The 24,122-nt window shown below is 74.4% G+C and carries 17 protein-coding genes; 10 read left to right on the top strand and 7 right to left on the bottom strand.

All coding sequences use genetic code 11. The features are described 5' to 3' along the window. Positions 1-56 precede the first annotated feature (56 nt). Positions 57-1,904 (top strand): AfsR/SARP family transcriptional regulator, encoded by a 1,848-nt coding sequence (locus tag AC5WAM_RS35300; RefSeq protein WP_366796292.1) that lies wholly within the window; start codon positions 57-59, stop codon positions 1,902-1,904. A gap of 378 nt (positions 1,905-2,282) precedes the next feature. On the opposite strand, the gene AC5WAM_RS35305 is transcribed toward AC5WAM_RS35300, so the two are convergent. Next, positions 2,283-5,531 (bottom strand): AfsR/SARP family transcriptional regulator, encoded by a 3,249-nt coding sequence (locus tag AC5WAM_RS35305; RefSeq protein WP_495519986.1) that lies wholly within the window; start codon positions 5,529-5,531, stop codon positions 2,283-2,285. Positions 5,532-6,034: 503 nt separating this feature from the next. Between AC5WAM_RS35305 and AC5WAM_RS35310 the strand changes: the two genes are divergently transcribed. The 3 genes from AC5WAM_RS35310 (at position 6,035) to AC5WAM_RS35320 (ending at position 11,082) form a co-directional block, all read left to right on the top strand. Then, positions 6,035-6,661, top strand: coding sequence for a YigZ family protein (locus AC5WAM_RS35310; protein WP_495519987.1), 627 nt, complete (start codon positions 6,035-6,037; stop codon positions 6,659-6,661). A 219-nt stretch (positions 6,662-6,880) separates the two neighbouring features. Next, positions 6,881-8,047 (top strand): exonuclease SbcCD subunit D, encoded by a 1,167-nt coding sequence (locus AC5WAM_RS35315; RefSeq protein WP_495519988.1) that lies wholly within the window; start codon positions 6,881-6,883, stop codon positions 8,045-8,047. After that, the gene (locus tag AC5WAM_RS35320) at positions 8,044-11,082 is read left to right on the top strand and encodes an AAA family ATPase (protein ID WP_495519989.1); all 3,039 of its coding nucleotides are present in this window, start codon (positions 8,044-8,046) and stop codon (positions 11,080-11,082) included. Before AC5WAM_RS35315 ends, AC5WAM_RS35320 begins: the two co-directional genes overlap by 4 nt. Before the next feature lie 19 nt (positions 11,083-11,101). On the opposite strand, the gene AC5WAM_RS35325 is transcribed toward AC5WAM_RS35320, so the two are convergent. Beyond that, positions 11,102-11,548 (bottom strand): Lrp/AsnC family transcriptional regulator, encoded by a 447-nt coding sequence (locus tag AC5WAM_RS35325; protein ID WP_366793675.1) that lies wholly within the window; start codon positions 11,546-11,548, stop codon positions 11,102-11,104. A gap of 94 nt (positions 11,549-11,642) precedes the next feature. On the opposite strand from AC5WAM_RS35325, the gene AC5WAM_RS35330 reads away from it, so the two are divergent. After that, on the top strand, positions 11,643-12,134 hold the full coding sequence (locus AC5WAM_RS35330) for a rhodanese-like domain-containing protein (protein WP_495519990.1): 492 nt from the start codon (positions 11,643-11,645) through the stop codon (positions 12,132-12,134). Between the two features lie 53 nt (positions 12,135-12,187). On the opposite strand, the gene AC5WAM_RS35335 is transcribed toward AC5WAM_RS35330, so the two are convergent. After that, positions 12,188-13,900, bottom strand: coding sequence for a DUF885 domain-containing protein (locus tag AC5WAM_RS35335; protein ID WP_495519991.1), 1,713 nt, complete (start codon positions 13,898-13,900; stop codon positions 12,188-12,190). A 201-nt stretch (positions 13,901-14,101) separates the two neighbouring features. Here AC5WAM_RS35335 and AC5WAM_RS35340 point away from each other — a divergent pair, with 201 nt between their 5' ends. Together AC5WAM_RS35340 and AC5WAM_RS35345 are read left to right on the top strand one after the other, a co-directional pair. Further along, entirely contained in the window at positions 14,102-14,686 is a 585-nt protein-coding gene (locus AC5WAM_RS35340) for a TetR/AcrR family transcriptional regulator (protein WP_366793672.1), read from the top strand. Positions 14,687-14,822: 136 nt separating this feature from the next. Next, positions 14,823-15,692, top strand: coding sequence for an NAD(P)-dependent oxidoreductase (locus tag AC5WAM_RS35345; protein ID WP_366793671.1), 870 nt, complete (start codon positions 14,823-14,825; stop codon positions 15,690-15,692). A gap of 69 nt (positions 15,693-15,761) precedes the next feature. Here the strand turns inward: AC5WAM_RS35345 and AC5WAM_RS35350 are convergent, their stop codons facing one another. Further along, the gene (locus AC5WAM_RS35350) at positions 15,762-17,162 is read right to left on the bottom strand and encodes a GNAT family N-acetyltransferase (protein ID WP_366793670.1); all 1,401 of its coding nucleotides are present in this window, start codon (positions 17,160-17,162) and stop codon (positions 15,762-15,764) included. A 382-nt stretch (positions 17,163-17,544) separates the two neighbouring features. Continuing rightward, positions 17,545-19,134 carry an alkaline phosphatase D family protein gene (locus AC5WAM_RS35355; RefSeq protein ID WP_495519992.1) on the bottom strand — a complete coding sequence of 530 codons (1,590 nt, stop codon included), beginning with the start codon at positions 19,132-19,134 and terminating at the stop codon, positions 17,545-17,547. A gap of 297 nt (positions 19,135-19,431) precedes the next feature. Here AC5WAM_RS35355 and AC5WAM_RS35360 point away from each other — a divergent pair, with 297 nt between their 5' ends. Continuing rightward, positions 19,432-19,833: a VOC family protein gene (locus tag AC5WAM_RS35360; protein WP_495519993.1), complete on the top strand. Its 402-nt coding sequence runs from the start codon at positions 19,432-19,434 to the stop codon at positions 19,831-19,833. Between the two features lie 14 nt (positions 19,834-19,847). On the opposite strand, the gene AC5WAM_RS35365 is transcribed toward AC5WAM_RS35360, so the two are convergent. After that, a complete protein-coding gene (locus AC5WAM_RS35365; protein ID WP_495519994.1) occupies positions 19,848-20,687 on the bottom strand; it encodes an alpha/beta fold hydrolase in 840 nt (279 codons plus the stop codon). Positions 20,688-20,857: 170 nt separating this feature from the next. Here AC5WAM_RS35365 and AC5WAM_RS35370 point away from each other — a divergent pair, with 170 nt between their 5' ends. Further along, on the top strand, positions 20,858-21,748 hold the full coding sequence (locus AC5WAM_RS35370; protein ID WP_366793666.1) for an RNA polymerase sigma-70 factor: 891 nt from the start codon (positions 20,858-20,860) through the stop codon (positions 21,746-21,748). 289 nt (positions 21,749-22,037) lie between these two features. Continuing rightward, positions 22,038-22,799: a GntR family transcriptional regulator gene (locus AC5WAM_RS35375; protein ID WP_366793684.1), complete on the top strand. Its 762-nt coding sequence runs from the start codon at positions 22,038-22,040 to the stop codon at positions 22,797-22,799. Between the two features lie 79 nt (positions 22,800-22,878). Here the strand turns inward: AC5WAM_RS35375 and AC5WAM_RS35380 are convergent, their stop codons facing one another. Continuing rightward, positions 22,879-24,036 carry an ROK family transcriptional regulator gene (locus AC5WAM_RS35380; RefSeq protein ID WP_366793683.1) on the bottom strand — a complete coding sequence of 386 codons (1,158 nt, stop codon included), beginning with the start codon at positions 24,034-24,036 and terminating at the stop codon, positions 22,879-22,881. Between the last annotated feature and the right edge of the window lie 86 nt (positions 24,037-24,122).

Here is a 24,122-nt window from a genome sequence, read left to right on the forward strand (position 1 = left end):
GGCACTTCGTAGCGTCAGACCCAGCAAGTGTTCGCCTGACGACGGGGGGTGCCGAGATGGACTTTCGAGTCCTCGGCCCGGTGGAAGCAGTAAGGGGCGCCGAGAGAATCGCCCTGACCGGATCCAAAGTACCTACGGTGCTCGCGGCGCTGTTGCTCGCGCGGGGGCGCGTGGTGTCCGACGCGCGCATGAGCACCCTGCTGTGGGGGTGGGAGCCGCCGGCCACGTCCGGCGCGCAGATCTACACGTACATGTCGCGGCTGCGGAAGCTGCTCGGTGACGAAGTCGCCATCGAGCGGCGCCCGCCGGGGTACGCGCTGCGCGCGCCCCGCAGCACCGTCGACCTCATCGAGTTCGAGCGGCTCGCCGAGCGGGGCCGCGCCGAACTGGCCGCGGGCCGCAACCGCGAGGCGTCCGCCCTGCTCGGCCAGGCCCTCGGCCTCTGGCGCGGCACCGGCATCTCCGGCGTGACCGACCATCTCGCCGAAGCCGAGCTGCCGCGCCTGGAGGAAGCCAGGATGCACGTCCTGGAGCGCCGCATCGAGGCCGACCTCGCACTCGGCAGGCACGAGCGGCTGACCGCCGAACTCACCGGCCTGGTCGCGGAGTACCCGCTGCGCGAGAAGCTGCGCGCCCAGCTGATGACCGCCCTGTACCGGTGCGGACGGCAGGCCGAGGCGCTGCGCAGCTACCACGAGGGCCGCGACGTCCTCGCGGACCAGCTGGGCATCGACCCGGGGGAGACGCTCGGCTCGACCTACCACGCGGTCCTCGTGGGCAAGCTCGGCCCCGGCGCCGGCAGCGGCGGATCGGGCTCGGACGCCTACGACGACGCGCCCCGGCCCTCCATGCTCCCCGCGGACGTCGAGGAACTCATCGGCCGGGAGGGCGAACTGGCCGCCATGCAGAAGCAGCTGACGCCCGACCCGGACGGCGGGGGGCCGCGCGGCCTGCTCGTCACCGGCATGGCGGGCGTCGGCAAGACGGCGCTCGCGGTCCGGGCCGCGCACGCCGCCGCCCGGCACTACCCCGACGGCCAGCTCTTCGCCGAGCTCACCACGGCCGACGGCACGCCCCGCAGCGTGCGCGACGTCCTCACGATGCTGCTCCGGGCGCTCGGCGCGGTGCCGGAGCTCGCGGACACCACCGGCGGCGTGCGCGGCACGGACGGCTACGACGACCGCACCTGCCTCGACGAGCTGATCCGCCTCTACCGCATCCGCACCGCGGGCAAGCGGCTGCTCGTCGTCCTCGACGGCGCGGTCGACAGCGGCCAGCTGGAGCCCCTGGTGCCGGGCTCGCCCGAGGCGACGGTCCTCATCACCAGCCGGGCCCGGCTGCCGCGCGTCACCCAGGCCCGCACCACGGTGCTCACCCCCCTGGAGGACGACGCCGCGCTCGACCTGCTCGTCAGCGTGGCGGGCCGCGCCCAGCTCCTCGCCGACCCGGCGGCCACCCAGGCGCTGCTCGCCCGCTGCGGCGGCCTGCCGCTGGCGCTGCGCGTCGTCGGCAGCCGCCTCGCCGCCCGGCCCCGCTGGCCCGCCGCGTGGCTCGCGAACCGCCTCGCGGAGCCGTCGACGCGGCTGCGCGAACTGTCGTACGGCGGACTGGACGTGCGCGGAGCGCTGCTCACCTCGCTGCGGCAGCTGCCCCGGCACACCGGCCGTACGCTGATGTGCCTGGCGAGCCTCGGGACGGAGCCGTTCCGGGCCGAGACCGCCGCGCGCTGCCTCGCCGAGCCGGAGTCGACGGCCGAGCGGCGCCTGGAGCGCCTGGTGGACGCCGCCCTCCTGGACATCTGCGGCGTGGACCGCCTGGGGCGGCCCCTGTACCGCTTCCACGAACTGGTGCTGCTGTTCAGCCAGTCACTGGGGAGCGCGAGAGCCGAGCCCGCGCGGACCTGACCGGTGCGGGACCGCGTGCCAGTCCTCGTCGTCGCCGGGCTCCAGGGGCCCGGCGACGACCCGGCCCTTGAGGGGGGCGGCATCGCCGCCCGGTGTGGTCCGCCTGCTGTGCATCGCATTCCTTCCACGAACGACGAGAGCTGAAGAGAACGACTAGAACTGACGAGAACCAGAACTGACGAGAACGATGCTTGTCGTGGCGCCTCGCGGGACACCGCGGGGCGCCACGGCGGGGTACGGGACGCCGTGGAGGCCCACGGCGGTGCGGGGCCGCGTCGGTGAGGCGACCGGCCCCGCGCGGCCGACAGTAGGAGGCGGCGGCTTCGGTCCCCTATCGATCCGCCTTCCGCCGTGCCCGCGCCGCGATATCGCCCCAGCTCAGCCATCGCGGTGCTCGCGCGGCCCCTCGTGCGGGGGCCCGCCGCCAGGACCGCCGGGCGCCAGGCCGAGGGCGGTGGCCTTGCCGAGTTCGCGGTCCGCGCCCTGCTGGTCGGGGTGGATGCGGCGTGGACCGCCGCGTTCGGGCCCGGGTTCGGCGCCGTCCTCCTCGTGGTCGCCGTGCTCCGTGGGCGCGTGCCCGGCCCGGGCCCGCGCCGCCGCGGGGTTCCAGACGGCGCGCTCGGCGGCCGCGCGGTCCCAGGGCGCGCGTGCCCGGGGCACCGTCAGACGCCGGGCGGCCTCGCCCTGGTGCGCCTGGCCCTCGGCGCGCCGCTGCGCCCCCGCCGTGCGCAGCGCGGCCAGTGCCTCGTCGGCGCGCTTGACCCAGTCGTCCACGCCCACACGCAGGAAGCAGTCGCGGGCCGCCCGCAGGTACTCCCGGGCGCGGTCGTCCTGGCCGCCCATGCCGCAGGCCGCCCCGAGGGCCAGCTTGATCTTCCCCAGGACGAGCGGGCTGTGCACCGTGGCCACGATGTCGAGGGCGTGCAGGAGCGTGGCGCGGGCCTGCTCCCAGTCGCCGCGGCCGAGCCGGGCCTCGCCGAGGCCGAGGAGCCCATGGGCGAGACCGAGCAGGTCGGAGCTTGCCCGGGTGATGCGGATCATGCGCAGGAGAGCGCTCTCGGCCAGGTCGTAGCGGCCTTCCGCCAGATAGACGCGGGCCAGCCGGTGCGTGCCCTGCGCCGTGCTGCGGGCGCCTCCCGGGCTGATGCCCGACGAGATCCGCACCGACCGGAGGCTGAGCTTGCGCGCCTGCGCCAGATGGCCGCGGTCGAGCTCGATCTGCGCCATGTTGTTGAGCACATGGGCCTGTGACGACAGGTCGCCCACCGCGCGGAACACCTCGAGGGCGGCCACGCTGCGGTCCATCGCGGAGTCCGTCGCGCCCCGCATCTGGTCGATCATCGCCATGCTGCGCAGGACCAGGGCGCGTCCGTGCTCCTCGCCCGCGAGCTCGTGCAGCGCCAGCGCCGCCGCGAAGCCCGCGTCGGCGCCCGCGAACCGGCGCAGGCGCATCTCCAGGGCGCCCAGGGCGTAGAGCATGGCGCCCTGGCCGCGGACGTTGCCCGCGGCGCGGGTGGCGGTCAGGGCCTGCTGGGCGCACTGGCGCCAGTCGTCGACGTAGTTGCGGGTCTCGAAGAGGACCACCGAGCACAGCGTGAGGTCCCAGGCCAGCTCGTCGAGGCCGGCCCCCGCGGCCTGCCCGACGAGCCGTACCAGGGACAGCCGCTCCGCCTCCAGCCACTCCAGCGGCCTCGCGAGCAGCTCGGCGGCCAGTGCGTCGGGCGGTGCGCAGCGCGGCGCGGCACTGTGGATGATGCTGAAGTCGCCGCCGTAGAGCCGCCGGTGGGCCTGCTCGGCCAGGCCGAGCGCCGCCTGGAGGACCCGGACGACGGCGGCGCGCCCCTGTTCCTCGGCGTCCTCCCCGTGGGCCCGCTCGCGCGCGAAGATGCGCAGCAGGCTGGGGGAGTGGTACCGGGGCTGCCCGGCCGCGTCCGGCCCCAGAGCGGTGAGGAACTGGGCGTCGACGAGCTGCTCGATGAGCCGCTCCGCGGTGAACTGGTCCGTGTCGAGCAGCGCCGCCGCCACCCAGGGCGCGAAGTCGTGGACGTCGAGGAGACCGAGGCCGCGGTAGAGCCGGGCGGCGTCGGCGGACAGGCAGCGGTAGCTGATCCCGAAGCTCGCCCGGATGCGCGAGGTGCCCTGGCTCAGCTCGTCCAGGCGCCGCTCCTCGTCGCTGAGCCGGGACACCAGGTGGGTCACGGTCCAGTGCGGCTTGGCGGCGAGCCGCGCGGCGGCGATCCGCAGCGCGAGGGGCAGCAGGTCGCACAGCTCCACGAGCCGGGCCACGGCGGCGGGCTCGGCGGCGACGCGCTGGGAGCCGACGACGCGGTCGACCAGCTCCACCGCCTCGGCCGGGGCCAGCCGGTTGAGGTGCACGCGCGCCCGCGGCGGCCAGGCCACGAACTCGGCGAGCTGGTCGCGGCTGGTGACGAGGGCGCTGCAGCCTTCGCTGCTCGGCAGCAGCGGCTGGATCTGCGCGTACGTACGGGCGTTGTCGAGGACCACGAGGACGCGCCGGTCGGCGAGCGCGCTGCGGTACATCGCCTCCCGCTCCTCGGGGGCCTGCGGGATCTGCACGCCCGCGAAGCCGAGGGAGCGCAGGAAGCCGCCGAGGACCCCGGCGGCGGCCGTCGGCTCGTGGCGCTCGTCGTAGCCGTGCAGATCGGCGAAGAGCACGCCGTCGGGGAAGCGGTCGGCGACCCCGCGCGCCCACCGCACCGCGAGACAGGTCTTGCCCACGCCCGCGAGCCCGCTGATCAGCCCGACCGTCGGCCCGCGCACGTCGGCGCCGCGGTCGAGGAGCACGCCGAGCTGCTCCAGCTCGCGGGCGCGGCCGGTGAACCCGGGGGCGTCCGTGGGCAGTTCGAAGGGCGGATCGTGCGGGAGCGGCGCGGTGGCGGGCGGGTCGGCGCCCGCGCCGTCCTGGGTGCCGGGCCCGCGCTCGCGGTCGTCCTGGAGGATGAAGCGGTGCAGCTCCTTGAGGGCGGGCCCCGGTTCGAGACCGAGCTCGTCGATGAAGCGCTTGCGTCCCTGCCGGTAGCTCTCCATGGCCTCCGCGCGGTGGCCCGAGCGGTACTGGGCGGTGATCAGCAGGTGCAGGGCGCGCTCGCGCAGCGGGTGGGCGCGGACCGTGGCGGCCAGCTCCGCGATGACCCGGTGGTGCTGGCCCAGGCGCAGCCGTACGTCGGCGGCGTCCTCGAACACGCTGAGCTTCAGCTCGTCCAGACGCCGGGCCTCGTCCTCGACGGCGCGGCCCGTCACGCCCGTCAATGCCGGGCCTTCCCAAAGGCCGAGCGCCCGGGTGTACGCATGGGCGGCGTCCGTTAATCGGTCAGTCCTGACGGCTTCCTCGGCCGTGGTCACGAGCTGCTGGAACTCGATGGCGTCCACCTCGTGCTCGCCGATGCGCAACAGATATCCCGGGTGCGCCGTCACGATGACCTGGTCCGTGAATCCAGCAGCCTTGAATGCTTTGCGCAGCGCCGCGATGCAGATGGACACCTGAGTGCGTGCGGTGGCCGGTGGGCGGCCGTCCCACACCGTGTCGACGAGCGTGTCGACGGACACGATCCGGTCCGCGTTGAGCAGCAAGGACGCGAGGATGGTGCGGTGTCGGGGACCTCCCACGTGCACCTGGCCGGAGCCGGACATGACAGAGAGCGGGCCGAGAATCTTGAATCTGAATCGGTGCCCCATATCTCCTCCGGAGCCCTGGTGTCTCTGACCAGAGCACTTGAGTGTTACACCCTACGCATCGGTGCGGAGGAATCATGCACCGGAACCATAAATGGAAGCCGCAATTCCGTACCGCTCATCGATTTTTCACCGTGGTGTGATCCCCGCTGTGAATGCCCCTCAATAGACGCACCGGTAACTGTCATGGTTCCTACGGGCAGGGTTCCGGATTCTCGCTGCCTGAATCCTATAAATACTGCGCGGTAATGTCGTTGTGGTACTTGTGAGTAAGAACTGCGGCAACACCGACTACGGACGTCGACTCATCACGACGGCCCTGTGAACCGCCGCGAAAGTACCCAGGGCCCTCCGAGGGCGGCAAGCAGGCGCACCGGTCCGCCGCGCTGCGGCGGGCACCCGTCCGGGCCGTCCGACAGGGGGCATACGCTGGGCGGATGCTGGACGAGTACCGCACCGTGGCCCGTGAGGGCGTGCACGAGACCGAGATCAACCGCTCGCGCTTCCTGTGCGCGCTCGCACCCGCCGCCACCGAGCGGGAGGCCCAGGACTTCATCGCCCGCGTCCGCAAGGAACACCCCACCGCCACGCACAACTGCTTCGCGTACGTCATCGGAGCGGACGCCTCCGTGCAGAAGGCGAGCGACGACGGCGAGCCGGGCGGCACGGCGGGCGTGCCCATGCTCCAGATGCTGCTGCGCCGCGACATGCGGTACGTGGTGGCCGTCGTCACCCGCTACTACGGCGGGGTCAAGCTCGGCGCGGGCGGGCTCATCAGGGCCTACGGCGGCGCCGTCGGCGAGGCCCTGGACGCGCTCGGCACCCGCACCCGGCGCCGCTTCCGCCTGGCCACCGTCACCGTCGACCACCAGCGCGCGGGCAAGCTGCAGAACGACCTGCGCGCGGCGGGCCGCGAGGTGCGCGACGTCGGCTACGGCGAGGCGGTGACCATCGAGATCGGCCTCCCGGAGGCCGACGTCGAGCAGTTCCGCGCCTGGCTCGCCGACGCGACGGCGGGCAGCGCCGGGTTCGAACTGGGGGGAGAGGCCTACGGGGACGCCTGACCGGCTGGGCTCCGCGGGCTCGGGCCGTCGCCGTCTGCCGCCACGTCGTGGCTGGGCGCGCAGTTCCCCGCGCCCCTTCGGGGCACTGCCGTAACGGGGCACCTGTCCCGTTCGCGGCCCGAAAGGGCGGGACACCATGCCCTGGAGGGTCGTGTTGTGTGCCCCGGGGAACTGTGGGGGCGCCCGTGATGTCAGACCCGGCCGTTAGTCTCGGGGGCCATGAGGCTGCTGCACACTTCCGACTGGCATCTCGGCCGGGCCCTGCACCGGGTGAGCATGCTCGACGCGCAGGCCGCGTTCGTCGGCCATCTCGTCGCCACCGTCCGCGAGCGCGCGGTGGACGCCGTCGTCGTGTCGGGAGACGTGTACGACCGGGCGGTGCCCCCGCTCGCCGCCGTCGAGCTGTTCGACGACGCCCTGCACCGCCTCGCCGACCTCGGCGTGCCCACAATCATGATCTCCGGGAACCACGACTCGGCGCGGCGCCTCGGCGTCGGCGCCGGACTCATCGACCGCGCGGGCATCCATCTGCGCACCGACCCGGCCGGCGTCGGCGAGCCCGTGGTGCTCGCCGACGCCCACGGGGACGTGGCCTTCTACGGCCTGCCGTATCTGGAGCCCGCTTTGGTGAAGGACGAGTTCGGCGTCGAGCGCGCCGGACACGAGGCGGTGCTCGGCGCCGCCATGGACCGGGTGCGGGCCGACCTGGCCGCCCGGCCCGCCGGCACCCGCTCCGTCGTCCTCGCCCACGCCTTCGTGACCGGCGGCGAGATCAGCGACAGCGAGCGGGACATCACCGTCGGCGGCGTCGCCTCCGTGCCCTCCGCCGTCTTCGCGGGCGTCGACTACGTGGCCCTCGGCCATCTGCACGGCAGCCAGATCATCGACGAGCGCGTGCGCTACAGCGGCTCCCCGCTGGCGTACTCCTTCTCCGAGGCCGACCACCGCAAGAGCATGTGGCTCGTCGAGCTCGACGCGGCGGGCGGGCTGACCGCCGCCGAGCGCGTCGACTGCCCGGTGCCCCGGCCCCTCGCCCGCGTCAGGGGCGACCTCCAGGACCTCCTCGCCGACCCGGACCTCGCCCGGCACGAGGACGCCTGGATCGAGGCGACCCTCACCGACCCCGTGCGCCCGGACGAGCCGATGGCCCGGCTCTGCGAGCGCTTCCCGCACACCCTCAGCCTCGTCTTCGACCCGGCCCGCGCCCCCGAGGAGCCCGGTGTGTCGTACGCGCGGCGCCTCAAGGACCGCACCGACCAGCAGATCGCGGAGGACTTCGTGACCCATGTGCGCGGCGCGGGCCCCGACGACCGGGAGCGGACGGTGCTGCGGGACGCGTTCGACGCCGTCCGCGCCGACGACATGCTGCGCGAGGTGGCCGGATGAGGCTGCACCGGCTGCGGATCACCGCCTTCGGCCCCTTCGGCACCACCCAGGACATCGACTTCGACGAGCTGTCCGCCGCCGGGCTCTTCCTGCTGCACGGCCCGACGGGCGCCGGAAAGACCTCCGTCCTGGACGCCGTGTGCTACGCGCTGTACGGCTCGGTGCCCGGACCCCGCCAGGGCAGCGGCCAGGGCGTCACCCTGCGCAGCGACCACGCGCGCCCGGACGTCCGCACGGAGGTGCGCCTCGAACTGACCGTGGCGGGACGCCGCCTGGAGATCACCCGGCAGCCCCCCTGGGAGCGCCCGAAGAAGCGGGGCACGGGCACCACGACGGACAAGGCGCAGAGCTGGCTGCGGGAGCACGTCCCCGGCCAGGACGGCCCGGCCGCGGGCACCGGGACCTGGAAGGACCTCAGCCGATCCCACCAGGAGATCGGCGAGGAGATCACCCAGCTGCTCGGCATGAGCAAGGAGCAGTTCTGCCAGGTCGTGCTGTTGCCGCAGGGCGACTTCGCGCGCTTCCTGCGGGCGGATGCGGAGGCCCGCGGCAAGCTCCTCGGAAAGCTCTTCGACACCCGCAGGTTCGCCGCCGTCGAGCAGCGGCTCGCCGAGCGGCGCCGCGCCGCCGAGGCCCAGGTCCGCGAGGCCGACGCGGACCTCCTCGCGGACGCCCACCGCATGCAGCAGGCGGCGGGCGCCGCGCCCGGCGACGCCGGGGCCGAGCTGCCGCTGCCGGACGTCGAGCCCGGCGACCCCGGGCTCGCCGGCGCCGTCCTCGCCTGGGCCGCCGTGGCCCGCTCCGGCGCCCGCGAGCGGCACGCCGTCGCGCGCAGCGCCCTCGCCCACGCCGAGTCCGCCCGCGCCGCCGCGGCCGCCGAGCTCGACGACGTACGCGAACGGGCCCGGCTGCAAAGGAGGTTCGCCGACGCCGAGGAGCGGGCGGCCCGCCTGGAGGAGCGCGCGGAGGACCACCGGCGCGTGCTCGCCCGCATGGAGCAGGGCCGCAGGGCGGAAGCCGTGGCCCCCGCCCTCGCGCTGCGCGCGGACATCGACACCGACCACCGGCGCGCCACCGCCGCCGAGGCCCGCGCGCGCGGACTCCTCCCCGCGCGGTACGCCGACGAGAGCGCGGCAGGCCTCGCGAGCGCCGCCCGCAAGGCCAGCGAGGAGCTCGGCGGACTCGCGTCGGCCCGCCGCGCCGAGCACCGCCTGGGCGAACTGTCCGCGCAGCGCGCCGACCTCGACCGCCAGGAGCGGGCCGACGACGACCTCCTCCAGGAGGCCGAGGGCTGGCTCGCCGACTGGGACGGCACCCGCACCCGCCTCCAGCAGGACATCGAAGCCGCCCAGGAGGCGGCCACCCGCACCGAGCACCTCGCCGGTCAGCTCAAGGCCGACCAGGAGCGGCTGGACGCCGCCCGGCGCCGCGACGGGCTCACCGAGGCGGCCGCCACGGCCAGGGAGCGCGCCGTCACCGCCCGCGAGGACGCCGCCCGGGCCCACGCGCACTGGCTCACCCTCAAGGAGCGGCGCCTCGCGGGCATCGCCGCCGAGCTCGCCACGCACCTCACCGACGGCGCCCCGTGCGCCGTGTGCGGCGCCACGGAGCACCCCGCGCCCGCCCGCAGGGCCGAGGGACACGTCGACCGCGCCACGGAGGAGGCCGCGCTCGCCGCCCACCAGCGCGCCGAGGAGGCCGCTCAGTGCGCCGAGCGCGAGCACGCCGACGTCCGCGCCGAACTCGCCGCGGCCACCGCCGCGGCCTCGGAGACACCCGTGGCCGAACTGGCCGCGTCCGTGGCGCGGTTGCGCCAGGAGCACGGGAGCGCCCGCGACCGCGCGTCCGGCCTGCACGCCGCGCGCGAGGCCCTCGCCCGGGCCGAGCGCGAGCACGACCGCAGGGTCGCGGCCCAGCAGGAGGCCGCGCGCCGCGTCGACTCCCGCGCCGCGCTGCGCGACGCCCTGGAGCGGGAGCGGACCGGCCTGGCGGACGAGCTGGCCCACGCCCGCGGAGGCTGCGCCAGCGTCGCCGAGCGCGCCGCCCAACTGGAGCGCGGGACCGCCCTCCTCACCGAGGCGGCCGACGCCGCGCGCACCGCCGACGACACCGCCCAGCGCCTGAAGGACGCCGACGCCCGCCTCGCCGACGCCGCCTTCCGCGCCGGGTTCGACACCCCGGCCGCCGCTGCCGCCGCGCTCCTCGACGACGCCCGGCACCGGGAGCTCCAGCAACGCGTCGACGCCTGGCAGCGGGAAGAGGCAGCGGTCCGCGCGCTGCTCGCCGAGCCGGACGCGGCCGCCGCGGCCCGGCTCCCGGCCGCGCCCCTCGCCGCCGCCGAAGCCGCCGTCGAGGCCGCGGACCTGCGGGCGCGCGCCGCCGCGTCCGCCTGCGACGCCGCCGCCCGGCGCGGCGCCGACCTCGACCGGCTCTCCGCCCGCTCGACCGCGGCGGCCCGCAGGATCGCGCCGCTGCGCGAGGAGTACGACCGCGTGACCCGCCTCGCCACGCTCGCCGCGGGCACCTCGGCGGACAACGAACGCAAGATGCGCCTGGAGTCGTACGTCCTCGCCGCCCGGCTCGAACAGGTCGCCGCGGCGGCCACCGCCCGGCTGCTCCGCATGTCCTCGGGGCGCTACACCCTGGTCCACTCCGCCGACCGCACCGGCCGCGGCCGCTCCGGCCTCGGCCTGCACGTCGTCGACGCCTGGACGGGCCGCGAGCGGGACACCTCGACGCTCTCCGGCGGCGAGACGTTCTTCGCGTCCCTCGCCCTCGCCCTCGGCCTCGCGGACGTCGTCACGGACGAGGCGGGCGGCGTCCGCCTGGACACCCTCTTCATCGACGAGGGCTTCGGCACCCTGGACGACCAGACCCTCGACGAGGTCCTCGACGTCCTGGACTCCCTGCGCGAGCGGGACCGCAGCGTCGGCATCGTCAGCCACGTCGCGGACCTGCGCCGCCGGGTGCACGCGCAGCTGGAGGTCGTCAAGGGGCGCGAGGGGTCGGTGGTGCGCCAGCGCGGCGCCGGATGAGGCCCGCGGGCGGGCGGGGTCAGCGCCCCAGCGGACGCCTCGGCAGGGGAGAGGAGTAGACGATGCTCGTCGTCACGGCGCCGAGCGCGCCTATCTTTCCGGAGACCTCCTCCAGGTGCCGCATCGAGCGCGCGGCGACCTTGATGACGAAGCAGTCGTCCCCGGTGACGTGGTGCGCCTCCAGGATCTCGGGCGTCGCGTCGACCAGGTCGTGGAACGGCTTGTAGTTGCCGTTCGGATAGCGGAGCCGCACGAACGCGAGGATCGGCAGGCCGAGCCGCTCCGGGTCGACCACGGCCGCGTACCCCTGGATCACGCCCGCCTCCTCCAGGCGCCGCACCCGCTCGGTGACGGCGCTCGGGGACATCGAGACGGCCCGTGCGAGCTCCGCGTAACTCGCGCGTCCTTCCCGCTGGAGGACGTCGAGGATGCGCCAGTCGGTGGCGTCCGTGGAATAACCGGTCATGCCCGAGAGGAAACAGGGAAATCCCCGGTCGATCAAGAGGTACGCCGGGAATCACGGGTTCAGCGCCGACCGCGCGGCCCGTAGATTTCCGGCCATGAACACGATCACCGCCGTGAGCGCCACCGTCCCGAACCCCGTCCTCCGCGTGCCCCCGGCCGCTCCCGCCGCGGCCGCCGCCTACTTCGGCGCCAGCCTCGCCTTCCACGCCGACGTCTCGGACGTCGCCGCCGCGCTCGCTGCCGACGGCGACCCCGGCTTCGTCGTCCTCGACTCCCGCTCCACCGAGTCCTGGGACCAGGGCCACGTCCCGGGCGCCGTCCATCTGCCGACCGCCCTCATCCCCGAGCAGGCGGAGGCCCTCCTCGACAAGTCGGTGCCCGTCGTCACCTACTGCTGGGGCCCCGGCTGCAACGGCGCGACCCGCGCCGCCCTCGCCCTCGCCGAACTCGGCTTCCAGGTCAAGGAGATGCTCGGCGGCTTCGAGTACTGGGCCCGCGAGGGCTTCGCGTACGAGACGTGGGAGGGCCAGGACCGGCGCGAGCCGGACCCCCTGACGGCCCCCCTCGACGGCGACTGCGGCTGCTGAAGCCGCCGTCGAGGGGAGGGCCTTCGGCGCGCCGGGCGCCCGTGAGCCGCCGGTCAGAGCGCCGACAGCTCGGCCACCAGGTCGTCGAGCCCCAGCGAGCCCTGGGAGAGCGCCGCCATGTGCCAGGCCTTCGCGTCGAAGGCGTCCCCGTGGCGGCGGCGCGCGTTCTCACGGCCGAGCAGCCAGGCGCGCTCGCCGAGCTTGTAGCCGATGGCCTGGCCCGGGATCGTCAGATAGCGCGTCATCTCGCTCTCCACGTAGTCCGAGGGACGGCTGGAGCGCGCGTCGTAGAACTCCTGCGCCAGGTCGGGGGTCCACCGCTCGCCCGGGTGGAAGTCGGAGTCCGCAGGGATCTCCAGCTCCAGGTGCATGCCGATGTCGACGATCACGCGCAGGGCGCGCATCATCTGCGCGTCCAGATAGCCGAGCCGCCGCTCCGGGTCGGTGAGGAAGCCCAGTTCGTCCATGAGCCGCTCCGCGTACAGCGCCCAGCCCTCGGCATTGGCGCTGACGATGCCGACGGTCGCCTGGTAGCGGGACAGGTCGTCGGCGACGTGCACCCACTGCGCGAGCTGCAGATGGTGCCCCGGCACGCCCTCGTGGTACCAGGTCGACACCAGGTCGTACACGGGGAAGCGGGACAGGCCCATCGTCGGCAGCCAGGTCCGGCCGGGCCGGGAGAAGTCCTCCGACGGAGGGGTGTAGTACGGGGCCGCGGCGCCGCCGGGCGGGGCGATGCGGGACTCCACCTTCCGCACCCGCTCGGCCAGGTCGAAGTGGGTGCCGTCCAGCGCCTCGATGGCCTCGTCCATCAGGCCCTGAAGCCACTGCTTGACCTCGTCCACGCCCTCGATGTGCGTGCCGTGCTCGTCCAGGTGCGCGAGCACCGCCCACGGCGTGGCCGCGCCGGGCAGGATCTTCTCGGCCTCGGCCCGCATCTCGCCGAGCAGCCGGTGGTACTCCGCCCAGCCGTAGGCGTACGCCTCGTCCAGGTCCAGGTCCGTACCGTTGTAGAAGCGGGACAGGAGCGCGTACCGCTCGCGGCCCACCGTGTCGGGGGCATCGGCGACCGCGGGCGCGTACACGTCCCGCATCCAGTCCCGCAGGGCCACGACCGCGCCGGTCGCCGCCTTCGCCGCCGCGTCGAGCTCGCCGCGCAGGGCCGCGGGCCCGGCCGCCGCGAAGTCCTCGAACCAGCCGCGCCCGTCCTGGGGACCCGCCCACTCCGTGAGCTGCTCGACGAACGTCGCCGTCGGCCGCGGCGCGCCCGGCAGACCCCGTTCGAGGCCGAGCGCGAGCGAGGCGCGGTAGCCCTCGTACGCGGCGGGCACGGCCCGCAGCCGCTCGGCGATCGCCGCCCAGTCCTCCTCGGTCTCGGCCGGTGTCACCGTGAAGATCTCCCGCACCTCGTGCGGTGGGGTGCCCAGGTTGCCGACGGTCCGCAGGGGTTCGTCCGCCTCCAGCACGGCGAGCTCCGCCGTCAGGCGCTCCCGCAGCAGCCGCCCGCAGCGCCGCTCGATCGCGGTGTCGGCCCCGGGGCGCGCCTCGGCCTCGTCGAGCCGCGCGAGGGTGGTGCGCAGGAGTTCGGCCCGGGCCGCGTGGCCCGCGGGGGAGAGGTCGGGCAGCTTGCTGTGGCTCTCCTTGACGCCGAGGTAGGTGCCGGTGACGGGGTCGAGGGCGACGAGGGCGTCGACGTAGGCGTCGGCGACCTGGCGGGGCAGCGGGCCCTGGCCCGTCGTGCTGCTTGCGATCTTCGTGTCTGACATGCGGACATCCTGATACGGGACCGGGGTGCGCGTCACGGGCGGGGGTACGGACGGGGCGCGGAAAGAGGGTACGGGCGGGGCGTCGGCAGGGGGCACCGAAGGGGCGCGGGCGAGGCGCGGTCGGGGCGCGGGCCCGTCCGGTGGGCGTCGCGCCTCGCACATGTTTGACTGACCGTTCCAGTTGCGGCTAGCTTCTGCGCCATGGCCAGAACCAAGGAATTCGACCCCGACGTGGCGCTCCGGTCGGCGCTCGACCTGTTCTGGAGCCGGGGGTACGAGGCGACGTCCATGGCGGACCTCGTCGCGCACCTCGGCATCGGCCGCGCCAGCATCTACGCGACCTTCGGCAACAAGCACGAGCTGTATCTGAAGGCCCTGGACCGGTACGCGGAGACGCGGGAGCCCGAGCTGCTCGACGAGCTGTCGCGCCCCGGGCCCGCGCTGCCCGGCGTGCGGAACCTGGTGCGCCGCTTCGCCGCCGAGGCCGCGGCCGCCGACCGCCGCCGCACCGGCTGTTTCATCACCAACACGGCCGCGGAGCTGGCCCCGCACGACGAGGCGGCGGACCGCAGGGTCGAGCGGAACTGGGAGGGCCTGGAGACGCTGCTGCGCTCCGCACTCACCCGCGCTCAGGCCCAGGGCGAACTCCCGGACGACCGCGACCCGCGCGCCCTCGCCCGCATGCTGCTCGTGCTGCTCCAGGGCATCCGCGTGGTCGGGAAGGTCTCCGGCGGGCAGGAGCGGGTGCGCGACGCGGCGGAGCAGGCGCTGGCGCTCCTGGACTGACGGGGCGGCCGGCCGGGGCCCGCGGGAGGGAACGGGCCCGGCCGTCGCCGCCGCTTCGCTCCCATCCCGCTCGCGCCCTTTCGCATGCCCAAATAATGGAACGTTCGGTCAATAAAAATCGCTCGGAAGGAACCCCATGACACAGCAGAAGGTCGCCGTGCTCGGCACCGGCACGATCGGCGCCCCCGTGGCGCGCAACCTGCGCGGCGCGTTCGCGGTGAGCGTGTGGAACCGCACGCCCGCCAAGGCCGCCGAACTCGCCGCGCTCGACGGGGTGGAGGCGCACGCCGACCCGGCCGCGGCCGTGGCGGGCGCCGACGTCGTGGTGACCGTGCTCAAGGACGGGCCCGCGGTGTACGAGGTCATGGAGGCCGCGGCGCCGGGCCTCGCGCCGGGCACGGTCTGGATACAGCTCAGCACCGTGGGCGTGGCCGCGGCCGAGGACCTGGCGGGCTTCGCCGAACGCCACGGCCTCGTCCTGTACGACGCCCCGGTGCAGGGCACGAAGCAGCCCGCGGAGCAGGGGCAGCTCGTCGTCCTGGCCTCCGGCCCGCAGGCCGGGCGGGACCGGGCGGAGCCGGTCTTCGACGCCATCGGCAGCCGCACGGTGTGGGTCTCCGAGGAGCACGGCGCCGCGAGCCGCCTCAAACTGGCCCTGAACGGCTTCGTGTTCGCGCTCACCCACGGCGCGGCGGAGAGCCTGGCCCTGGCCGAGGGCCTCGGCGTCGATCCCGCCCTCGTCGTGGACGTGATCGCGGGCGGGCCCCTGGACAGCCCGTTCTTCCGGGCCAAGGCGGCCGCCATGCTCGCGGCCGATCACGCGCCCAGCTTCTCCGTGGCCAACGCGGCCAAGGACGCGCGCCTGGTGGTCGAGGCCGCGCGGTCCGCGGGCGTACCGGTGGACGTCACGGCGGCCGGCCTGCGGCGGTTCGAGCGGGCGGCCGGGGCCGGGCACGGCGACAAGGACATGGCCGCCTCCCACCTCGCCCCGGACGCCGCGGCCTAGCCCCGCGCGGTACCCCCGCCGGGGCCCGGGCATCCCGGGTCCCGGCAGGGCCGCCGGTGTCGCGTGGGACTACTGGTGGCTGTCGTACGGAAGGTGCGAGCGCACCGGTGTCGCGTCCAGGCGGGCGGTGATGACCAGCGTGCCCTCCTCGATCTGGAAGTCGAGGGGCAGGTCGAGGCCGCGCATCGCCGCGACCATGCCTGTGTTGGACGACTGCGTCACCGCGTACACGTTGTCGCAGCCCGCCTCCACGGCCATCGAGACGAGGCGGGCGAGCAGTTCACGGCCGATGCCGCGGCGCTGCCACTCGTCCTCGACGAGCAGGGCGATCTCCGTCTCGTCGCCGTCCCACAGCAGGTGGCCGAGGCCGACGACGCGGCCGGAGGCCGTGCGCGCGGCCAGGGTGCGGCCGAAGCGCGGGCTCAACAGGTGGTTGAGATAGCGGTCGGCGTCCCCCACCGGGCCGTGGTACCGCATGCCCAGGGTGCGCGGGGAGCAGCGCTCGTGCATGGCCCTCGCGGCGTCCAGGTCGGCGGTGTCGGCGCGGCTGACCGTGATGTCGTTGCCCTCGGCGAGGGTGAGGACGTCCTCGCCCCGCGGCACCCGGGGGCCGAGCCTGGCGTCCAGCTCCACCAGGGCCCGCGCGCGGGCGAACTCCGTGGGTGTGAACGGCAGATGCGGACGCTCGACCGTGATCACTCCGCCTTCGGGGGCCCGCAGGCGCAGGAGCGTGCCGTCCCAGGCGCCCTCCACCGGCACCTCCCCGCCGTCCCGCCCGCGCTGGGCGGGCAGCAGGCGGATCGTGCAGCGGCCCAGCAACTGGCGCAGTGCCAGCGGCAGTTCGGCGGCGTCCAGGGCGGTGCGCGTGGCGAGGCTGAGGATGCGCGTGGGCGCGTCCACCAGGTCGTGCGCGTCCGCCCGCTCGATCCAGGTGCTCGATCCGCCCGCCGCGGCGATCGCCCGAGTGAGGTCCGCCGCGGGGAGCGCCGCGGGCGCGCGCAGCAGGAACTCGTCGACCGTGCCGTCGGCCAGCGGATGCGTTTGCAGGCTGAGGATGTCCACGCGCGCGTGCGCGAGCGCCGTGCACAGCGCGGCGAGCGAACCCGGCTCGTCGCGCACGGTCGTCCGCATGCGCCACAGCGTCGACCCGTCCGGGGACGACGCCGGGCCGCTGGTGGCCCGGTCCTCCACGGCGGAGGGCCGGGCGCCGGTATCGGGATCGCCCGTGCCGGGCGGTGCGTGGGTGTGGCGCCGCGCCCACCAGGTGTGGAACCCGGCCGTGGCGACCAGGAGGACGGCCGAGACGAGCAGCAGCTCGGGCCCGTCCGGGCCGTGCCCCACGAGATTCGCCACGGCGTCCGCGGCGGCCACGGCCGTGAACAGCGCGGCCAGTTCGACGACGTCCCGGCGCCAGTGGTGCACCGGCCGTCCGTCCTTGCTCCGTGTCACCTCAGGCATGTCAGCAGTCATACGGCCACTGTGGCCCAAGGGTGTTGCGTGATCACGAACGTCTTGTGTCTGATGGGTTAAGTGCGGTTCTGTCGCTTTCATTCCTTTTGGTTCACCGTGATGGTCCATCGATCTCCCCCGTCGGCCGTCACCGGCCCATTGATCGTCACTGACCTCTCGGTCCGTCCGACCCGTGCGACCGCCGCGGGCCCCGGGCCCGCGACGGTTCCGCGGCCGCCGTCGGACCGCGCGTCGTCACCGAGCGCGGGCCGTCAGCGGCACCGCGTCCACCGTGGCGCACCGGTGGACGTGCCGTCCAGCACTTCACCGGCGGAAGCCCCCATCGGTACGCGCCAACGGAAGCACCCGCGAGCGCTCGCCGGCGGACGCGCCCGCCGGAGGCTCACTGGCCCACGCGCCCCGGCTGCAGCACCTTGGTGAAGAGCACGCCTCCGCCCTGCTGCCGCAGCCGTACCGTCAACTCGCCGCTGCCGCCGTCGATGTCCACCTCTCCGTAGTACGGCGGTGTCTCCGCCGGCGAGGTGTTGGGCCGGTCCGGTGCCTTGACGAACGTCTGGTCCGGACCGAAGGTTCCGTCGAGCTTCACCGCCGGGAAGCCGCCCGCGGCCAGCGGGCCCGACACGAACTCCCAGAACGGCGCGAAGTCCTTGAACGCCGCGCGCGACGGGTCGTAGTGCTGCGCCGAGGTGTAGTGCACGTCGGCCGTCAGCCACACCGTGCCGGTGATCCTGCGGTGCTTGATGTGGCGCAGCAGTTCGGCGATCTGGAGCTCACGGCCGAGCGGTGCGCCCGGGTCGCCCTGCGCGACGGCCTCGAAGTTCGTCGCGCCGTCCGCGACGACCAGGCCGAGCGGCATGTCGGAGGCGATCACCTTCCACACCGCGCGCGAGCGCGACAGCTCCCGCTTGAGCCAGGCGAGCTGCTCGGCGCCGAGGATGCCGGTGGCGTCCTCGGGCTGCCGGTTCGGCGAGTTCGCGTTGCGGTACGTGCGCATGTCCAGCACGAACACGTCCAGGAGCGGGCCGTGCCGCAGCACCCGGTAGACCCGCCCGTCCTTGTCGCCGGGGCGCTGGGTCGAGATCGGGTAGTACTCGCTGAAGGCCCGCAGCGAACGCCCCGCGAGGACGTCGACGTTCTTCTCCGTGTAGCGCGGGTCCTCCAGGATCTGCCCCGGGTACCAGTTGTTGCGCACCTCGTGGTCGTCCCACTGCACGATGGAGGGCACCTGGGCGTTGAAGCGGCGCACGTGCTCGTCGAGCAGGTTGTAGCGGAAGTTGCCGCGGAACTCCGCGAGGGTCTCGGCGACCTTCGACTTCTCCTCCGTGGTGACGTTGCGCCACACCCGCCCGTCGGGCAGCTTGACGCTCGCCTGGATGGGGCCGTCGGCGTAGATGTTGTCGCCGCTGCACAGGAAGAAGTCCGGGTTGCGCCGGCGCATCTCCTCGTACACGCGCCAGCCGCCGAGGTCGGGGTTGATGCCCCAGCCCTGGCCCGCGATGTCGCCCGACCACAGGAAGCGCACGTCGTCCTTGCGCGAGCGGGAGACCGTGCGGAACGTGCCCGTGACCGGCTTGCTCGTGCGCCTGGGGTCGTCCGGGTCGGCCAGGAGCACGCGGTAGTGGATCTGTTCGCCGGCGGGCAGCTCGCGCAGCCGCGTCGTTCCCGTGAAGTCGGTGCGGGGGCCGAGCAGCGGGCCGTACCAGCGCTGGGGTCTGCGGAACGACTCGGTGGCGGAGGTCTCCACGATCATGCGGGCCGGGCGGTCGGAGCGGACCCACACCAGACCCGAGTGCGCGCCCACGTCACCGGCCTGCACGCCCCACCGGGCGCTGGGACGCCCGGAGAGGGCGAAGGCCGGGGCGGCGCCGCCGAGCGCGGGCACGGCGGGCACGGCCAGCGCCGCGGGCACGGCGAGCGAGCCGCGCAGCACGCTGCGGCGGCGCGGGGACGGGCTCGACGGACGGTGTGACATGAGGGCGCCTCCAAGGACGGCGGTCGTTCGGTGTGCGAAGTCACGTTTACTTTCGTGTCACGGCTCGCACGCGAACCCCAAGTGAACAACTGGCCATGGCTCCAGGGGAACCGCCGCGCGGACACCCGCGCACCCGCCGCCCGTCCGACGGGAAGGGCCTAGTCCCGAAGGTGTACGCCACGCGCCCCGGGGACCGGGACCGAGGCCCGATGGTGACAAGATCCACTGCTTCCTACAGTGGTCCGGACGGCGCGCGGCAGGGCGAGCCGCACCTCAGCAGGACGCAAGGAGTACCCCGTGCCCGTCAACGGTTCGAGCCACATCCGCATCGCCCGCCCCTCCCGTGACCTCGCCGCGGCGGAGCGGTTCTGGGTCGAGGGGCTCGGCCTGAGCGTCGTCTACCGCAAGGACGCGGGCGGCCCCGGCGAGCACGCGCTGCTCATGGTCGGCTGGCCGGACGGCGCCTGGCACTTGGAGCTCGTCCACGGTGCGCCCGTGGACGCCCGGCCCACCGAGGAGGACCTCCTCGTCGTCTACGTGGACGGCGAGGTGCCGGACGACCTCGTCGCGCGCCTCGAAGCCCACGGCGGCAAGCGCATCCTGTCGCCCAACCCGTACTGGAACGAGTGGGGCGTCACCGTCGAGGACCCGGACGGCTACCGCCTGGTGCTCTGCACGCGCGCGTGGTCCAACTCCTGACGCCTGCCCGCGCGTCAGCGGCTCGTGTCGAGGATGACGCGCGCCACGCGCGCGGGGTCGTCGTTCATCGGCACGTGCCCGCAGCCGGGCAGCCGGACGAGCCGTGCCCCGGGAATGGCCCGCTTGGCGCGCACGCCCTGGCGGCGCAGGAGCAGGCGGTCACGGGTGCCCCAGGCGATCGTCACCGGCAGGCCCGGCACGTCGTCCCGGAACACCACGTCGCGCCCCGCGGCCAGGGTCTGCTCGAACCCGGTCGCGTACCGCAGCGCCAGCGTCTCGGCGACGGCGGCCTCCGGCGCCCGGCGCGCGGGGCGGGCGTAGATGGTGCTCGTCAGAGCCGTGCGGCCCGCGGCGCTGCGGGAGAGGCGTTCGATCGCGGGCACCGGCAGGGCGGACGCGGCGCGCCGCATCGCGAGCAGGGTCGCGAACGCGTACCGCCGCTCGGCCCGGGTCCAGAATCCGGCGGGCGACAGGGCTGTAACGGACCGTACGAGCTTCTCGCGGCCGAGCTCCAGGGCGAGCAGGCCGCCGAGCGAGTTGCCCGCCACGTGCGGCCGCTCGACGTCCAGGGCCCCGCACAGCGCCGCGAGCGCGGGCACCACCGACGACAGGTCGTACGCGAGGCCGTCCGGCAGCGGCGGGGACACGCCGAAGCCCGGCAGGTCCACGGCGATCACGTCGCGCTCGGCCGCCAGGATGTCCACGACCGGGTCCCAGGCCTGGCGGTGGTGCCCGATGCCGTGCAGGAGCAGCAGGGGCGCGCCGGCACCCGTGCGCCGGTAGGAGACGGTCACTGGGCGCGGCCCGCGGGGCGACTCGACGGCGAACGTGACATCTGCCACCTCTGCGGCCATGACCACTCCTGACTTAGACAGCTTGTCAGCAACAATTACCCTTCAGTAGCCCCGAGTTCAAGGGGCCGTCCGGCGCCGACTGGGAACATCCCGCCGCCCCCGGCTGTGATCCTCGTCCGCCGGGCCTGTCGCGGGTGGACAGCCCATCGCCGGTGAGCTGGGATGGGATCGTGGCTACCGACACCGCGACCGACGTCTTCGAAGAGCACCGGCCCGTCCTCCTGGGCGTCGCCTACCGCATGCTCGGCCGCGTGGCCGACGCGGAGGACGTCGTCCAGGACGCCTGGCTGCGCTGGTCCCACGCCGACCGGGAGCAAGTGCGCGAACCGCGCGCCTACTTGGTGCGCGTCACCACGCGCCTGGCCATCGACCGGCTCCGCCACGCGCAGTCGCGCCGCGAGTCCTACGTGGGCCCCTGGCTCCCCGAGCCCTTCGTCACCGACTTCGGGCCGACCGTCCCCGACACCGCCGAGCGGGCCGTGCTCGCCGACTCCGTGTCGCTCGCCGTCCTCGTCGTCCTGGAGTCCCTCTCCCCCCTGGAGCGCGCCGTGTTCGTGCTCCGTGAGGCCTTCGGGTTCCCGTACGCCGAGATCGCCGTGACCCTCGACCGCACCGAGGCCGCCGTGCGCCAGCTCGCCGGGCGCGCCCGCAAGCACGTCGACGAGGGCAGGCCGCGCTACGAGGTCGACCCCGCCGAGCGGCGCGACCTGACCGAGCGGTTCCTCGCCGCGGCCCTGGAGGGCGACCTGGACGGGCTGATGTCGCTGCTCGCCCCGGACGTGCGCCTGGTCGGCGACAGCGGCGGCAAGGTCAAGGCGCCGCTGCGGACCCTGGAGACCTCCGACAAGGTCGGCCGCTTCGTCCTGGGCGTGACGAAGAAGAGCGTCCCGGGCGCCGAGCGGGTCGAGTTCCGCTACCTGGAGCTCAACGGCGCCGTCTCCGTCGCCTTCTTGGTGGACGGCAAGGTGGACAGCGTCTTCCAGCTGGATGTCGCCGACGGGCGCGTGCAGCGCGTCTACATCGTGCGGAATCCGGACAAGCTCGGGAGTCTCTCGCTCTAGGTTCCCGGCCTTCCGGGCCAAGCCCCCGCCCGTGCCACCGGCGGGGGCTTGCTGTCACGCGCGCGCATGGGCGACGTATCGGTTTTCGTCACCCCAGGGGGTGAGGTGTCGACCCTGCGCGAACACCGCGTGAATGCTCTGTGGCACCACTTCTGTGCGGGCAGTAACGGAAGCAGGATTGGTCTTGACCAAGGATGAGCGCGGCTCTATCGTCGCTGAGATAGTGCAGGAACCTTTAATAAACAAGGCGCTGAAAAGCCGCCTGCGCACGGCGATTGCGGAGGACAGGGTGGGGACCACGCAGCTGGAAACGGTGCCGGAGCCGAAGTACTGGCACCTCAAGACCGTGCTCAGCGAAGCACTCGACTCCGAGTTCGCCGTGGGCGAGATCCTTCCGAACGAGCGGGACCTCGCCGCCCGGTTCGGCGTCGCCCGCGCGACACTGCGCCAGGCCCTGGAGCAGCTGGAGCTGGAAGGCAGGCTCCAGCGTCGCCGCGGCGTCGGCACGACCGTCGCGCCGCCGCGCATGGGCGTGGCCGTCGGCACCGACCGGGGCAGCTGGCCCGGCGCGCCCGGCGACGACTGGCAGCCCGCCGACAGCGAGGCCGCCGTCCCGCCCGCCGACGTCGCCCGCGCCCTGGAGACCGGCCCGGACGAGCCCGTCCACGTGGTCCGCCGCACCCGCGTCTCGCACGGCCACCCCGTCGCCGCCGAGCTGCTGTACGTGCCCTCGGCATCGGTGCCCGACCTCACCGCCATCGACGCCCCGGCCGGACCCGCACGCGCGCGTGCCGTGCTGCGGGAGCTCGCCCGGCTCGACATCGAGGGCCAGGACCGCGCCGTCGAGCTCGGCTCGGCCCGCGCGGACGACGCCCGGGCCCTGGACCGGCTGCCCGGCGCCCCGGTCCTGGTCGTCACCACCCGCTTCCTGGCGGGCGGCCGCACGGTGGCGCTCTCCGTGGCCACGTACCGGGCGGACACCTGCCGCCTCACGTTCGGCGACGAGGGCGCGCTGGAGATCCACCACGGCCCGGAGCGCCAGGCCTCCTGAGGCCTGCTGGACGCACGAGTGCGCCGGACGGGCAGCGAGCCCGTCCGGCGTTCGAGGACAACCGCGGGGCTCCCGCACCTCACCGCGAAGCGGACACCGTGCCCTCCACGGCGAACAGCTCGTCCTCCACGTGGTCGAGCGCAAGGCGCAGCGCGCCCGTCGCGACGGCCGCCTCGCCCAGCATCGACAGCGCCACCCGGGGCGGCCTGAGGCAGTAGCGGGCCAGCTCGCGGCGGAGCGGGTCGAGGACACCGTCCAGGCCCGCCGCCCAGCCGCCCACCACGACCAGCTCCGGGTCGAGCGCCAGGACCAGCGCCGCCACGTCGTGCACCAGCCGCCGTATGAAGCGGTCCACCGCCGCCAGGGCCCGCTCGTCGCCCTCCCGGGCGTGCGCGAACACCTCCGCCACGGCCTGCTCGTCCAGGGGGTGCAAGGGCTCGTCCGTCGTCGAGAGCAGCGTCTCCGGCTTCACCTCACGGCCCAGCAGGTGCAGCGCGCCGATCTCGCCCGCCGCGCCGCCGTAGCCGCGGTGCAGCCGCCCGCCGATCAGCGAACCCGCCCCCGGGCTCAGCCCGGCGAGGACGAACACCACGTCGTCCGACTTCGTCGCCGCGCCCTTCCAGTGCTCGGCCACCGCCGCCGCGTTCGCGTCGTTCTCGACCAGGACCGGGCACTTGAAGGAGCGGCGCAGCCGCTCGCCGAGCGGCAGCCCCGTCCAGCCGGGCAGCGCCGTGCTCAGGCGCACCGAGCCGTCCGCCTCCACGATGCCGGGGCTGCCCACGCCGACGGCGCGCAGCGAGCCGCGGGCCACCCCGGCGCGGCGCAGCAGATCGGCGACCGCCCCGCGCAGCCGCTCCAGGCGCTCGTCCGCCGACGCCGTCTCGGAGACGTCCTTGGCCGCCGTGCCGAGGATCTTGCCGTGCAGGTCCGACAGGACGGCCGCCACCCGGTGCGGGCCGATCTCCAGGCCGAGCAGATGCCCCGCCTCCGCACGGAAGCGGAACTTGCGTGCCGGTCGTCCCTGGCGCCGCGTGGCACCGTCGTCCACGTCCGTCTCCACCACGAGACCGGCCTCGATCAGCCCTTCGACCACGCCTTCGACGGTGGGCCGTGACAGGCCCGTCGCCCGGGTGATCTCCGTGAGTGTCGCGAAATCCGCGGCGCGCAGCGCGTGCAGCACCACCGAGGAGTTGATCCGCCGTAGCAGAGATGGATCTCCGCCGGTCAGCCGCCCCAACGTCCTACCTTCCATCCCATGCGCATGATGGGCGGATGGTACTCGGAAGCCGTCCACCAGTGCGAGTGCTGATCGTGCCGACCCCC

It is taken from the genome of Streptomyces sp. JLYT201, from assembly GCF_059448825.1.

Coding starts and splice junctions, on each gene's coding strand:
- AC5WAM_RS35300 (WP_366796292.1), top strand. CDS start 57: ATGGACTTTCGAGTCCTCGGCCCGGTGGAAGCAGTAAGGGGCGCCGAG.
- AC5WAM_RS35340 (WP_366793672.1), top strand. CDS start 14,102: ATGGCCAGAACCAAGGAATTCGACCCCGACGTGGCGCTCCGGTCGGCG.
- AC5WAM_RS35315 (WP_495519988.1), top strand. CDS start 6,881: ATGAGGCTGCTGCACACTTCCGACTGGCATCTCGGCCGGGCCCTGCAC.
- AC5WAM_RS35310 (WP_495519987.1), top strand. CDS start 6,035: ATGCTGGACGAGTACCGCACCGTGGCCCGTGAGGGCGTGCACGAGACC.
- AC5WAM_RS35365 (WP_495519994.1), bottom strand. CDS start 20,687: ATGGCCGCAGAGGTGGCAGATGTCACGTTCGCCGTCGAGTCGCCCCGC.
- AC5WAM_RS35350 (WP_366793670.1), bottom strand. CDS start 17,162: ATGACTGCTGACATGCCTGAGGTGACACGGAGCAAGGACGGACGGCCG.
- AC5WAM_RS35355 (WP_495519992.1), bottom strand. CDS start 19,134: ATGTCACACCGTCCGTCGAGCCCGTCCCCGCGCCGCCGCAGCGTGCTG.
- AC5WAM_RS35345 (WP_366793671.1), top strand. CDS start 14,823: ATGACACAGCAGAAGGTCGCCGTGCTCGGCACCGGCACGATCGGCGCC.
- AC5WAM_RS35320 (WP_495519989.1), top strand. CDS start 8,044: ATGAGGCTGCACCGGCTGCGGATCACCGCCTTCGGCCCCTTCGGCACC.
- AC5WAM_RS35330 (WP_495519990.1), top strand. CDS start 11,643: ATGAACACGATCACCGCCGTGAGCGCCACCGTCCCGAACCCCGTCCTC.
- AC5WAM_RS35325 (WP_366793675.1), bottom strand. CDS start 11,548: ATGACCGGTTATTCCACGGACGCCACCGACTGGCGCATCCTCGACGTC.
- AC5WAM_RS35335 (WP_495519991.1), bottom strand. CDS start 13,900: ATGTCAGACACGAAGATCGCAAGCAGCACGACGGGCCAGGGCCCGCTG.